Source organism: Pseudomonas sp. I8001 (assembly GCF_013385345.1).
In the GTDB taxonomy this organism is placed as follows: domain Bacteria; phylum Pseudomonadota; class Gammaproteobacteria; order Pseudomonadales; family Pseudomonadaceae; genus Aquipseudomonas.
In genome coordinates this window covers 13,407-25,548 of record NZ_JACAQC010000006.1, presented here as the reverse complement: position 1 = coordinate 25,548, position 12,142 = coordinate 13,407, and the positions used below count along the sequence as shown (strand labels likewise).

At 57.5% G+C, this 12,142-nt stretch carries 13 protein-coding genes and 1 pseudogene; 6 read left to right on the top strand and 8 right to left on the bottom strand.

Annotation, left to right across the window (positions count from 1 at the left end):
- Positions 1-106: 106 nt before the first annotated feature.
- From HX839_RS03605 to HX839_RS03590, 4 genes are all read right to left on the bottom strand, one after another.
- Positions 107-1,882 carry an amidohydrolase gene (locus tag HX839_RS03605; RefSeq protein WP_256344677.1) on the bottom strand — a complete coding sequence of 592 codons (1,776 nt, stop codon included), beginning with the start codon at positions 1,880-1,882 and terminating at the stop codon, positions 107-109.
- A gap of 24 nt (positions 1,883-1,906) precedes the next feature.
- The gene (locus tag HX839_RS03600; protein ID WP_177066740.1) at positions 1,907-2,830 is read right to left on the bottom strand and encodes a lysine exporter LysO family protein; all 924 of its coding nucleotides are present in this window, start codon (positions 2,828-2,830) and stop codon (positions 1,907-1,909) included.
- Positions 2,827-3,600 (bottom strand): 2OG-Fe dioxygenase family protein, encoded by a 774-nt coding sequence (locus HX839_RS03595; protein WP_177066739.1) that lies wholly within the window; start codon positions 3,598-3,600, stop codon positions 2,827-2,829. The genes HX839_RS03600 and HX839_RS03595 overlap by 4 nt, the downstream gene beginning before the upstream one ends.
- A 222-nt stretch (positions 3,601-3,822) precedes the next feature.
- Positions 3,823-4,629: a polysaccharide lyase family 7 protein gene (locus tag HX839_RS03590; RefSeq protein WP_177066738.1), complete on the bottom strand. Its 807-nt coding sequence runs from the start codon at positions 4,627-4,629 to the stop codon at positions 3,823-3,825.
- A 574-nt stretch (positions 4,630-5,203) separates the two neighbouring features.
- Here HX839_RS03590 and HX839_RS03580 point away from each other — a divergent pair.
- The gene (locus tag HX839_RS03580; RefSeq protein ID WP_008437813.1) at positions 5,204-5,485 is read left to right on the top strand and encodes a BrnT family toxin; all 282 of its coding nucleotides are present in this window, start codon (positions 5,204-5,206) and stop codon (positions 5,483-5,485) included.
- 3 nt (positions 5,486-5,488) lie between these two features.
- Positions 5,489-5,839, top strand: coding sequence for a BrnA antitoxin family protein (locus tag HX839_RS03575; protein WP_102604155.1), 351 nt, complete (start codon positions 5,489-5,491; stop codon positions 5,837-5,839).
- Positions 5,840-5,888: 49 nt separating this feature from the next.
- Here the strand turns inward: HX839_RS03575 and HX839_RS03570 are convergent.
- Both HX839_RS03570 and HX839_RS03565 read right to left on the bottom strand, forming a co-directional pair.
- Positions 5,889-6,130: pseudogene (locus HX839_RS03570) on the bottom strand (GNAT family N-acetyltransferase); the annotation flags it as partial.
- A 33-nt stretch (positions 6,131-6,163) separates the two neighbouring features.
- Positions 6,164-7,054, bottom strand: coding sequence for an SDR family oxidoreductase (locus tag HX839_RS03565; RefSeq protein ID WP_008437811.1), 891 nt, complete (start codon positions 7,052-7,054; stop codon positions 6,164-6,166).
- 95 nt (positions 7,055-7,149) lie between these two features.
- Between HX839_RS03565 and HX839_RS03560 the strand changes: the two genes are divergently transcribed.
- The 3 genes from HX839_RS03560 to HX839_RS03550 all read left to right on the top strand — a co-directional run bounded on the left by HX839_RS03560 (position 7,150) and on the right by HX839_RS03550 (position 8,728).
- Positions 7,150-7,962, top strand: coding sequence for a helix-turn-helix transcriptional regulator (locus HX839_RS03560; RefSeq protein ID WP_008437810.1), 813 nt, complete (start codon positions 7,150-7,152; stop codon positions 7,960-7,962).
- A 161-nt stretch (positions 7,963-8,123) separates the two neighbouring features.
- Positions 8,124-8,417 carry a type II toxin-antitoxin system RelE/ParE family toxin gene (locus HX839_RS03555; RefSeq protein ID WP_063032679.1) on the top strand — a complete coding sequence of 98 codons (294 nt, stop codon included), beginning with the start codon at positions 8,124-8,126 and terminating at the stop codon, positions 8,415-8,417.
- A 2-nt stretch (positions 8,418-8,419) separates the two neighbouring features.
- Entirely contained in the window at positions 8,420-8,728 is a 309-nt protein-coding gene (locus HX839_RS03550; RefSeq protein WP_003212064.1) for an addiction module antidote protein, read from the top strand.
- On the opposite strand, the gene HX839_RS03545 is transcribed toward HX839_RS03550, so the two are convergent.
- The gene (locus HX839_RS03545) at positions 8,721-9,911 is read right to left on the bottom strand and encodes an MFS transporter (protein WP_177066737.1); all 1,191 of its coding nucleotides are present in this window, start codon (positions 9,909-9,911) and stop codon (positions 8,721-8,723) included. The two genes, HX839_RS03550 and HX839_RS03545, sit on opposite strands and share 8 nt — an antisense overlap.
- Positions 9,908-11,071 (bottom strand): MFS transporter, encoded by a 1,164-nt coding sequence (locus HX839_RS03540; RefSeq protein WP_177066736.1) that lies wholly within the window; start codon positions 11,069-11,071, stop codon positions 9,908-9,910. Before HX839_RS03540 ends, HX839_RS03545 begins: the two co-directional genes overlap by 4 nt.
- A 95-nt stretch (positions 11,072-11,166) precedes the next feature.
- Between HX839_RS03540 and HX839_RS03535 the strand changes: the two genes are divergently transcribed.
- A complete protein-coding gene (locus HX839_RS03535) occupies positions 11,167-12,075 on the top strand; it encodes a LysR family transcriptional regulator (RefSeq protein WP_102604152.1) in 909 nt (302 codons plus the stop codon).
- Positions 12,076-12,142: the final 67 nt, after the last annotated feature.

Here is a 12,142-nt window from a genome sequence, read left to right as displayed (position 1 = left end):
TGCTCCTGCGTCAGGCTGGTTTTGACGGGGGATGTGTAAAAAAACCGGTCCTTGGTGTCCGGTTTTTTTATGGGTGGGATTTGGAAATTAAACGGTCGAACCGGGCTCATTCAATCGCCTGATAGACCTTCTTCCCGCCAACCCAAGTCTGCAGGACGCGTGTCCTCCAGATGTCTGCCGGGCTGACGGCAAAAATGTCCTGATCAACCAGGATAAAATCGGCCCACTTTCCGGGCTCAATGCTGCCTTGGGTAGCTTCTTGATGGGCTGCATAAGCTGCATCCAGCGTAAATGCACGGAAAGCCTCGAAGAGGGTCATGGCCTGCTCAGGGTGCCATCCAGCCAAGGGGTTGCCCTCATGATCCGAGCGAGTCACGGCAGCATGTATGCCGTAGAACGGATTGGCAGATTCGACTGGGAAGTCTGACCCTGCCGCAATTTTCGTTCCCTGGTTAAGCAGAGTGCGCCAGGCATAAGCCCCCTTGATCCGTTCGACACCCACCCTGTCCTCAGCCATATTCATGTCGCTGGTAGCATGTGTAGGCTGCATCGATGCAATCAGCCCTAGATCGATAAAGCGCGGTATCTGCGCCACATCAACCACCTGCGCATGCTCGATCCTGTTACGCAAGGCGCGCCCACCGACTGTGGCGTAGGTCTGTTCAAAGCTATCCATGACCTGCTCGATGGCAGCATCACCGATGCCATGCACATTAGCTTGAAAGCCGGCTTTCAGTACCGACTCAATCTTGTGCTTCATCTCCTGCCGGCTTTCAAAAAGCAACCCCTTGTTGGTTGGGTCGTCGGTGTATGGCTCAAACAGCGCCGCACCACGGCTTCCCAAAGCGCCATCGGCATAAAGCTTGACGCTACGAATGGTAAGACGATCATCGCCGTAGCCGATCAAAGGGCCGTCCTGGGACAACACCGCGAAATCATCCCCCGCACCGTTGATCATCGAGTAGACACGTAACGGAAGCCGGCCGCGATCGGCAAAACCGCGCATCGTCTTGATCATCTGCCTATCAGCACCTGCATCGTGCACAGATGTCAGGCCTTGTGCATTGAGATGCTCCAATGCAGCCTGCAACGCGACCTCTCGCTCCTGCTCGTCAGGCAGCGGAATAATATCCGCGACCAGCCCCATAGCGGCGTCGATAAATACACCTGTCGGGTTACCTTCTGCATCCCGTTCGATACGTCCGCCTTTCGGATCAGGCGTGTCCTTAGTAATACCCGCCAGTTGCATCGCCTTGGTATTAGCCCATCCGGCATGGGCATCCACCCGAATTAGCCACACTGGTCGATCGACAACGACCTTATCAATTTCGGCAGCCGTCGGAAACCGCCCCAACTTCCAGGTAACGTGGTTCCAGCCTGAGCCGGTCAGCCAACGGGCGCCGGGGCGCGCTGCAGCGAATACCCGAAGCCTCTCCTGCGTATCAACCAGTGTTGGAGAGCCCCGTAAAGCAATGCTTCGAAGGGACTCTCCAAGCCATTTGATATGGCCGTGCGCATCGGTCAACCCAGGCAAGAGGGACGCACCCTTACCATCGATGCGCGTCGCCAATGCATGCTTGCCAGCAAGATCGGCCGCCATACCGACGCAAATCACTTTGCCCGACGCATCAAAGGCCAACGCATCAAAACGCATCAGACCGCCTCCACTCACGGTATAACCACGCACATTTTCCATAATCGTTGGCTCCGCCCGGACAGGCCCCGCCAGCGACAGGAACATAGCCACCGGGATCAACGCCTTGGGCTGAGTTTTGATACACATCAGCAGCTGTTCAAACGCGGCAAGCATCGGGCCGAGCGTGAGACTTTTAAATGCTGATGGTTGCAGACTCGGTTTTTCTCCTGAAAATCGTGGAGTCATGATTTCCTCCAGTAAGAGGTCACGTCATGCGGTCAGAAAGAAGGTTATAAAAAAGGGCGCTAACACCGTCAGAATCAAACCACTCATGAGAGCGGTAGGCAGCGTGTCGCAGTGGCAGGTTTGGCGCACGATCGGTAACGTCGAGTCCAGAGCGGTTGCCCCAGCGGCGGCAATACCGACCCTTGGGTGGAAGCCACCGACCAGGTACAGTAAAGCGATCGCGATCAGTTCGCGCCCCAGGTCTGCGAGCAATGCCGTAGCGCCATGAACTTCTCCGGACAGCCCTCCGACCAGGACGCTGGATAGCGTGAACCATCCAAATCCCGTCGAGAGTGCCAGGAGCAAACGGATATCTTCGCCAGTGATGAAATGAACCGCATAGGCTCCCAATATTGAGCCAATGACCACGGCAATCGGAACGCATAGAACGCCCCATGAGATCCAGTCACGACCTAACTTGATGCTCGACAAGTCGAGTCCCACCAAGAAGATCAGTACCATTAACATCACGTTGCTGGGCGGAAGCCACAAGCTTGCAACGGTTGATTCTGCATATGTGAACAACACGCCCAAGGCCACCATCAGCAGCGCAATAAAGCACTCTTTCAGAGGAGCAGCAGCGCCATGCATATCGAAACTGGCAACCCTGCCTGGTTCTCGTCCAGCCCCTCTCAAAGCCGCCAAGCCCAGCAGCAGCATGCAAGGCACCACTGTTGTTGCGACCGCGACAAGCGAAGATGTCTTGAGTACATACCCAACCGCATCCGGCGAAGAAACCACTTCGCCGAACTCAGTGCCTATCAGAAAAAGTAGCCCCCAAACCAAAGGGCTGATCAGACTGACCAATCGGACAACAACTTTATCCGGGAGCAAGAGTTTGCTCGATAGATAGCCTATTCCCAACGCAATCAAGATGGGCAATACCGAGCTCAACGCCTGCACCGTCATATCCTCTGAATGGTTAGCGAGAAATCAACCAAAACAATACAGCGCTCACAGACTCCGGGAGAGGCGTCGTCAAGTTTCTTGATCGGGCTTATGTAGTGCGAAACCTTCGGATCATGAACGGCAAAACTATCGAGAGGCTCCGAAAGGGTAAACTCCGCCCAAATCTGACTTGCCCGCGCGTCCTCAAACAGCATGTTTCGAATTTCCGGATGCCCAATAAAATTGATGCCACCCGTCATGTTCGAAGAACGGTAGATCAAGTGCGCAAACGTGAAGGGCTCTCCATCCTGGTGAAAAAAGTTCGGTGAGCTTATACCTGGCTGATCCGAACTCGCGGACGTGAGTTTTACAAAATGCACCCCAAAATAGATAGGAAGGGGCTGGCCAGGATGCTGCCAGAACGTCAGGGAAAAATCTTCATCGATCAGGTCGAGTAGTACGCGATTGTTTTTTACCGCATCACTCAACGCGTGAAAGTAGCGAATATTTGCGTGATCCGGATTGTTACCGCCTTGGTCGTAACCTGCGCGTCCGTGGCCTGCCCCATCTTTGACGATTGGCAACCAGTGGCCTTCATGCGTGTCTTGCCAGGGAAGAATGACTCCGTTGCCATACCGTCGAAACCTGTTTACTCCAGGCGGGGCGTACTCATCCGGCTCCAACTGTTCAAACTCTCGACGTAATTCTGCGAGCTCTTCGACGCAATGAGTCTGGCTCACACGAGGCATGTAATGCAGATATCCATCTTCTGCTAAGGCACTTCGAGGCATGGTCATTCCTCCTTGGTTTGATGCCATCAAACATAGGCAATCACCGTGGAGAACTTCAATGGAGGCGCGAACAACGAGAAGTGTCTTACAACGACGTCGGACGCTAATGGGGAGAGGGGGAACGAATCTTTTTACTCGGCATTACTGACGCAGTACTGCGCAGACAGGGTGAAACTGTACGCGGGTTGCTGGGCCGGGGAGTCTCTGAACCGGCGCACACTGCTACTGGTAACCCACATCCAGGGAGGTGTACGCAACAATAGCTGCCCCGCCGTCCTGCTCAGCGGTCTGGTTGTAATTCCCGGCCTTGAAATACAGATTGATGCCCTGCCAACCCGATGGCGAAATATCGAATTCCCGGCTGGCCTGCCTGCCATTCGCCGCAGCCGAAACCAGCAGCACCATGCCACCCTCGGAGCCCTTGACCTCAATCTTGTAATTCAGCTTGTCGTTAAGCTCGAGCCCCGTCAGCAATACTGTCCGTTGCTCCTTTTGCCCATAGCGCGTTTTGGTCCCGGCGACGATCGAGCCACCTTCCCAGCGAAGCTTCAGCAGCTCCGAACCTCCCGCCTTGTCGCCATGTATCTGGGCAAAAATGATCGATTTTGTGCTTGGATTTTGCACCACGTAAAGCTCGCCGGACTGGGTGTTATCAAACACATCACCTGCGGTGAACTCTCTTTTTGCCCGCAGTTCAACCCGGGGATAGTGACTGTTGGGCGTCGCGTTAAGACCCGAGGGTGTGTTGAATACCAGCGCTCCTTCCGGCACACCTTGATGGCATCCCGATGAGCGATAACAGTTTGTGTAGAAATAGGCGTTCTGAAGATTTTCGCCTATCGCTATTTCTTCTGGCTGACCTTGCGCATTGAAATCCTGAAGAACGTACGCACGGCTCAGGTTGGGCAGGTTGTCGCCTGGGGTTTTTGTGGCATCCAGGGCAAAGGCATTTCCACCGTTTAAAATCACTCCGATGGCCAAGACCGACACCACGCTAAATCCAGCGCCAAACACTTTAAATGCGTGCATCACCGTCACCGATCATTCGTCAAAGCGCCAACTGCAACGCCAGCAATCCGACAGCGATTGGGGGGGGCGAATCAATGTGGGTGAGTTATACGAGCCAGTACACATCTGTTGATCCTCGGTTAGGACCACCTTCCGAAGCTACTAAACAAAGGGTGGCGGCTATACGCGGGTTAGTAGACCGGTTGATCAACGAAACCGGCGCGCCCAAAGGCGCCCCGCGTACAGCCACCATAAAGACCAGACATTCAAACGTCTGAAAAATGGCACAGCCATACGCCGTTGATCAAATCGGGCTACTAAACCCGACCGCTGATGGGCAGCGGCTGACGAACCTTAAAGACGTCGCCCAAGGCGTACAACCGGGACGATTCTGATGGCTGTGTAGGCAAAGCCGCAAGATCTCTCTTCCAGATAGCTGCGCTCAACAATCCCCCCTTGGTTCCTCACCTTCCCTACACACTAAGCATCCCCCTCATACCGGGCGCATCAGCGTCGACCGACGGAAATCCGTCATCCCTTCCCTCAAGATCCATCCCCCAATCAATCGCTTTTTTATACATATAAAATATGCATAATGAAAACCTTCAGAATCCAGTATGACTACACCAAGAACACACTGAATCAGCTAAAGCACAGAGGTGTAAGCCTGGCCGATGCTGAACCGGTATTTCACGACGCTAAAGCATTGATGATAGAAGACCGCGACCACGATGAAGAACGCTGGGTAGTCGTGGGCAAAGATGCAAAGGATCGAATATTGGTGGTGGCCTACACCTACCGTGATCCGAATTTCGTACGCATCATCAGTGCAAGGCTCGCATCCAAAAGTGAACGACGCCAGTATCTGGAGGTTTGAACCATGAAAGACGAATACGATTTCAGCTCAGGGAAGCGCGGTGCTATTGCAGGCAACAAAGGCAAGACACGCATCACCATCATGCTGGATGACGTCGTGATCGATGCAGCACGCACATGCGCCGAAAACGCCGGTACGGGCTATCAGACGGTGATCAATAACATTCTGCGCCAGGCTCTGGTCTCCCAGGATGCACATAACCTAGTAAACGCCCCGAAAAAGCGGGCGAAAACCTTGCCTGTCATCAATGACAGGATCAACGCATCCGATGTGGAAGCCTTGGAACAGCAACTGCTTGCTGTCGCGGGGGAGTTGCATCGTGTGTTAGGAGCACACAACTCCGGCAAACACTAAGCCAGGCCTCAAGCGTGGTGTTTCACAATGATCAAACGGCCCGTCTCATTCACCGAATACGTTTGAAATAAACCAGCTCCGGATCATCCTCATACGGGTTCTCGATAACCCCGCTTGGAAAAAACCAGCCTTGGCGATGAGTCTCTGGGAAGCGACGTTGGACGTATTTGCCGAGGTAAAAAGCTTCATCGTCTTGCAGGCGGTCTCAGACGCAGCAAGCAGCCGAAGCGCTATTCCTTGACGTTGGAATGCTGGAGAAACAACGACTAATGAAACAAACCCGTTCTCGAAAACATTAGTAATCTGCCCTCCAGCAATTCGACCTTAAAAGCCCTCCAACTGCGCAAGATCCGCAAGCAACCCCGGCCCCACCGGTTCCCATCCCAACTTCTTGCGCGTGATCGCACTGGATGCAGGCATATCGTGAGCGGTAAACCTTGCCAACCAACCAAAAAACCCCTGAGCCTCTTGCGCCGAAATGGATTTAACCGGCAACCCTAGCCGCGTCCCCAACACCTCGGCAATCTCCCGTTGCGACACACCCTCCTCCGCCACCGCGTGATACCTCGTGCCCGGCTCGGCCTTTTCAATCGCCAGCCTGTAGAGCCGAGCCACATCCAGAATATGTGCCGCCGGCCAACGGTTTTTCCCGTCGGCGATGTAAGCGCAAACGCCCTTCTCGCGATACAACTCGATCACCGGGCTAACCAGCCCCTGCCTGACGGTGTCGTGTACTTGAGGCAAACGCATCACCGACACATTCACCCCCGTCGCGGCTACAGCGTTAGCCGCTTCTTCCGACGCTGCACGAGGAATTTGCGCTGAGGTAACCACCGCACCATCCTCCGTCGCCAACTGCCCCGGCACGGTGCTCGCAATTCCGACACCGGAGGTAATGATCAGCGGTCGATCCGACCCGGCAAGTGCCTCTCCCAGCGCCTGGATAACCCGGCGGTCGTCCTCGCAGTTCGCGACGAATTTCGAGAAGTCGTGATTGAACGCCAGGTGAATCACGCCATCCGCCTGGGCAACACCAGACTTGAGGCTTCCCAGGTCCTCAAGCGACCCACGATGTACCTGAGCCCCGGCGGCCTCCAGCGCTGCCACCTTGTCATCCGAGCGGCACAACCCCAGCACCTGATGGCCCGCCGCGATCAGTTCCTTGACGACAGCCGACCCGATAAATCCGCTGGCACCCGTTATAAATATGCGCATGAACCGTATCTCCGTGTGTATTCAGAGACTAATCTGTGCGCTTGCCCTATACGGGTAAAGTAGTGAAGTTATCAGGGTATAGAGGCTAACAGGCTATGAGCGCAAACCAGTTGGGCAGCTATCTGAAAGACCGACGTACCCGGCTTGATCCGGCGGCATTCGGCTTCTCATCGGCACGACGGCGTACGCCAGGTTTGCGCCGCGAAGAGGTGGCCCAACGCGCGAACATCAGCCCCACCTGGTACACCTGGCTCGAACAGGGCCGTGGCGGCGCGCCGTCGGTGGAAGTGCTGGAGCGGATTGCCCATGCGCTGATGTTGACCGATATCGAACGCGAGCATCTGTTCCTGCTGGCCTTCGGACGCCCACCCGAAGTGCGCTACCAGCAAAACGAAACGGTGACGCCACGCCTGCAACGGGTACTGGATGCCTTGAACCCCAGCGCCGCGATCCTGCGTACGGCGACCTGGGACGTGGTGGCCTGGAACCAGGCGGCGACGGTCATGTTGATGGACTACGGATCCCAGGCGCCGGAACAGCGAAATATCCTGCGGTTCATGTTCCTTGATCCCAATTCCCGCGCGGCCCAATACGACTGGGAAAGCGTGGCGCGGTTTGTGTTGGGGGCTTTCAGGATTGATACGGCGCGCTCAGGCGCGGCGGAGCAGGTGCAGCCGCTGGTGGATGAACTGTGTCGACGCAGCCCTGAATTTAAGGCGATGTGGAGCGAAAACGATGTTCAGGGCGCCCATGGTGATCGCATCAAGCGGATACGCCATTCGGTGTTGGGGCCGATCGAATTTGAGTATTCGGTGTTTGCGGTCGATGGGCGCAAGGATCTGAATATGGTGGTGTACAACCCGGCGACGCCGGAGGATGCGCAGCGGATCGCATCCTTGATGGATTAGGCGCCAGCAACTGCAAGAGACTTCGACACTGCAATCGCTCGCAACAAGAGACCATTTGAATCCTTAGCCTTACTCACATCATTCTCCTGCGCCTAACCGCGCCGCGCGCACGTGCTCATGCCTATTGCCAGCAAGTATCCATATGGATACAGTGAGAATCCGTGAACTATCTAGTCCAGCAAACGCAGACCTTCATTACCTGGCATTCAGCAATACGTGATTTACGCGCAAAAATCGCCATCGCCCGGCGCATCGATCGCGCATCTGCTGGCAATCTGGGCGATATAAAGACGGTAGGCAATGGTGTCTCGGAAATGCGCGTAGATATCGGTCTGGGTTATCGAGTGTATTTCACGCAGCGAGGAAGAACCGTCATCGTCTTGCTGGCCGGTGGCGACAAATCCTCACAAGACGCCGACATCCGGCGAGCAAAAAAACTGGCAAAGGAAGTTTGATCATGAGCCAAACACTGACGACATTTGATATGGCGGCACTGCTCGACAGTGATGAAGCCATCAGCGAATACCTTTCTCAAGTTCTGGCCGACGGCGATAACGAGGAGTTCCTCAGGGCCGTCGGGTACGTGGCCAAAGCTCGCGGGATGGCGCGGGTCGCGACCGATACCGGCATGGGCCGTGAGAGTCTGTACAAGGCATTTGCCCCTGGAGCAAAGCCCCGCTTCGAAACGGTACTCAAGGTGCTTCACGCACTGGGTATCGATCTGCAAGCACAGCCGGGGCATGTCGCCAATCATTCGATTATTTGAGTGAGCAGCCCCGCTGCACCACCCACGCCAACGGCAACGTCAGCAACAACATCCCCGCCAGCACCATCACCGCCACCGGCACGCCCATCGAGTCCCCCAGCCCGCCAAACAGAACCGGCGCCAACGCGCCACCGCCGATGGTGCCGGTGTAGAACACGGCAAACGCCTGCTCGCGTTTACCCGCGCCGGCCAGGTCCGGGACCGCGCCGTAAAGCACCGACGACGTGCCATTCAATGCCAGCCCCAACACCGGCAACATCACCATCAACCCGCTCAACGGCAGGTACACCGCCGCAACGATCAACACCGCCGTGCTGCTCTCCGTCAGCCATACGGTTTTCATCATGCCGATGCGTGCGCCGAGGTAGCCGCAGAGCAATTTGCCGAAGGCGCCGCCGATAAACAGCATGGTCAGCGCGAGACCGATGCCCGCAGTGCCGGCGCCTTTAGCTTGCAGAAGAAAGGGCAGAAACGTGAGAAAGCCCATGCGCACGGCACTGTCGAGTGTGCCCGTGACGATCAGCGCACGCAGGCCGCTGACGGAGCCGCTTCCTACCAGTGTCCTGGCGGTTTTGCCGGAAGCAGACGCCGCTGCCTGCGTTGGGATCAGCCACCACAGCAACCCCGCCGCGGCCAATCCCAGCACTCCAAGAAGCGTGACGCTCGCGCGCCAGCTGATGACGGTCAGCAACAGGCCGACCAGCCCGGGAACCAGGGTTTTGCCAATGTCCCCGGAGAAGTTGTATTGAGACAGCGCTTCCTTGACCCCACCACCGCTCTCGTAGGTGTCGGTGATCATCGAAGAAGCCAGCGGATGCTGGGTACTCGCCCCCAGCCCGCCCAACAGCAGCGCCAGCAACAACATGCCCAACCCGGTCGCCTGCCCCACCAACAGATAGGCAACACCGGCAAGCGCCGTGCCGCCCACCAGCATCGGCGTGCGTCCCCAGCGTTTGGCGGCACGACTGGCCATCAACTGAAACACCGCCATCATCCCGGAATAGGCACCGCGCAGCAGGCCGACCTGGGCGTAGGTCATGCCGAACTGCGCTTGCCAGATCGGCAGCAGCACGTAGATCACATCGGTCAGGCCATCGTGAATCGCGTGGGCGCTGCAGCCGGCGATCAACGAGCGGCGACGGGCGGAAGTCTCGGGTACCGGCAGGGCAACGGCATCGTTCATGAGGTCTTGCTCAGTTCAGGTTGGAGGGGCTTCCAGCCCGCCAGGGCGATCAGCAACAACAGTAGCTGGAAACCGATGATCAGCGCCACACACCCCACCCAACCCCAACGCCCCCAGATCAGCGCCGGGACGATGGCACCGAAGCTGCCGCCCAGGTAATAGCAGGTGAGGTACAGGCCCACGGCACCGGCCTTGTTGTGGCGGGCGGTGGCAGTGGTAAAGGCGCTGGCCGCGGCCTGGGCGAGGAACACGCCCGTGGAGCTGAGGGCCAGGCCCAGCACGATGCACCACAGGGATGGCAGCAAGGTCAGGCCCGAGCCACAAACGCCAAGCACCGCAGCCGCCGTCAGCAGTTCGGATTGCGGGCGGGATTTGCTCAGGCGCCCGGCAACGGGAATGACCACCAGGGCCAGCAGGAACACCATATAGATCGTGCCCAGCGCCGCCGGGCCAAGGTCGAACGGGGCTTGGCTGAGGTAAAGGCCAGCGTAGGTAAACGTCGCCACTTGGGAGAACAGCACGCAAAATCCTACGGCGTAGGCTGCCAGCAACGGCGTGCCGAGCACATCGGCCCAGGTGGTTGAAGGTCGCGCAATTCGGGGTGGATTGCCCGGCAGCAGGAACTGGATAAACCCGCCCACCATCAGGCTCAACACTGCCAACAGCTCGAAGGCTTCACGCCAGCCGACGTACTCGGTCATCACACCGGTGACGAAGCGCCCGGCAAACCCGCCGAGCACGGTGCCGGCCACATAGAGGCTGGTGACTTCGGTGACGGTGCCGCCGCGCCAGCGATCACCGATGTAGGCCACGCTGGTGGCGAACACCACGGGGATCAGCATGCCTTCGATAAAGCGCCACACCAGCAGTTCGGCAAAGCTGCTGGCATAGGCAGTCATCAAAGCCGGCAACGCCAGCAACAGCGAGGCCGCCGAGATCACCGTGCGTTGCTCAAAACGCCCGGTCAGGCGGCTGACAAAGGGCGCGGTCAGCGCTACCGCCAAGGTGGTGACGGTAATGCTCCAACCGGCCGCCCTGGCGCTCACTTCAAAGTTGGCGGCAAGGGTCTGCAAAATGCTCTGGGTGGCGTAGAGGTTGAGAAACGCCGCGCAGCCACACAGGAACAGGGCAAGACGGGCACAATGCAGGCGCGGTTTCATGAAACCTCTCGTTTTATTATCTGAGGCCTTTATAGAATGACCCGCACACCCGAGACCAATACCGATTTCGAACCGATCAATACCCTGGGGCCAGGATGCTCGACCTACGCAAGCTGCGTTACTTTCTGACCGTCGCCGAAGAATTGCACTTCGGCCGAGCGGCCATTCGCCTGCACCTGGCCCAGCCGCCGTTGACCCGGCAGATTTCCGCGCTGGAGACTGAGCTGGGATTTCGCCTGTTCGACCGCACCAGTCGCACGGTTTCGCTCACTCCCCAGGGGCGCGCGTTCCTGCCCTACGCACGGGCGGTGCTGGAGCAGGTCGACCTCGCTGAAGTCATCGCGGGCAAATTGGCGGCGGGTGCCGCCGGGCAAATGGCGCTGGGTTACGTCAGTTCGATAGCCCTGTCGGACTTGTTCAGCCAGGCGATTCAAGCCTTCGCCCAACGCTTTCCCGATGTGCAACTGACGCTGGTGGAATGCGCCTCCGGCAGCCTGGGCGCACAGGTGGCTGATGGCCGCCTGGATATCGGCCTGAGCCGGTTACTGCCCCAGGACGGTCAGACTGAGGTGCAAGCGTTGTCGTTGGGTGAGGAGCGGCTGGTGGCGGCGGTGTCCAGCGACAGCCCGTTGGCCAACCAGGCCGAGGTCAGCCTGGCGCAGTTGAGTGGGTACCCGTTGATTCTGTTCCCAGCCGATTATGGCTCGGGGCTTAACCAGTCCATTGAGCAGCTTTATCGGCACAAAGGTTTGCCACTAAGGGCCGGGCCGTCGGGACGGCAAATTACCTCGATCATTGCACTGGTGGCGGCGGGACAAGGTGTGGCGCTGGTGCCGGAATGTACGCAGAGTTTGATGAACAAGGGCGTGACGTATCGGCCGTTGGTGGACGCGGAAGCGTATGCACGGCTGCTCGTTCTTACGCGTAGCGGCGCAAGCAGCTTGATGGTCACGGCATTTCTCACGGTAATTGATGAGTTGCTGCAGGCTCGTCAGAAAGCCTGATTGTTCTCTCGAAAAACCTCGCAATACCTCCGTCGGGCACCGTCCCCATGCGCTCATACACTGAATA

Coding starts and splice junctions, on each gene's coding strand:
- HX839_RS03535 (WP_102604152.1), top strand. CDS start 11,167: ATGCTCGACCTACGCAAGCTGCGTTACTTTCTGACCGTCGCCGAAGAA.
- HX839_RS03575 (WP_102604155.1), top strand. CDS start 5,489: ATGAAAGACGAATACGATTTCAGCTCAGGGAAGCGCGGTGCTATTGCA.
- HX839_RS03565 (WP_008437811.1), bottom strand. CDS start 7,054: ATGCGCATATTTATAACGGGTGCCAGCGGATTTATCGGGTCGGCTGTC.
- HX839_RS03600 (WP_177066740.1), bottom strand. CDS start 2,830: ATGACGGTGCAGGCGTTGAGCTCGGTATTGCCCATCTTGATTGCGTTG.
- HX839_RS03605 (WP_256344677.1), bottom strand. CDS start 1,882: ATGACTCCACGATTTTCAGGAGAAAAACCGAGTCTGCAACCATCAGCA.
- HX839_RS03560 (WP_008437810.1), top strand. CDS start 7,150: ATGAGCGCAAACCAGTTGGGCAGCTATCTGAAAGACCGACGTACCCGG.
- HX839_RS03590 (WP_177066738.1), bottom strand. CDS start 4,629: ATGCACGCATTTAAAGTGTTTGGCGCTGGATTTAGCGTGGTGTCGGTC.
- HX839_RS03540 (WP_177066736.1), bottom strand. CDS start 11,071: ATGAAACCGCGCCTGCATTGTGCCCGTCTTGCCCTGTTCCTGTGTGGC.
- HX839_RS03580 (WP_008437813.1), top strand. CDS start 5,204: ATGAAAACCTTCAGAATCCAGTATGACTACACCAAGAACACACTGAAT.
- HX839_RS03550 (WP_003212064.1), top strand. CDS start 8,420: ATGAGCCAAACACTGACGACATTTGATATGGCGGCACTGCTCGACAGT.
- HX839_RS03545 (WP_177066737.1), bottom strand. CDS start 9,911: ATGAACGATGCCGTTGCCCTGCCGGTACCCGAGACTTCCGCCCGTCGC.
- HX839_RS03595 (WP_177066739.1), bottom strand. CDS start 3,600: ATGCCTCGAAGTGCCTTAGCAGAAGATGGATATCTGCATTACATGCCT.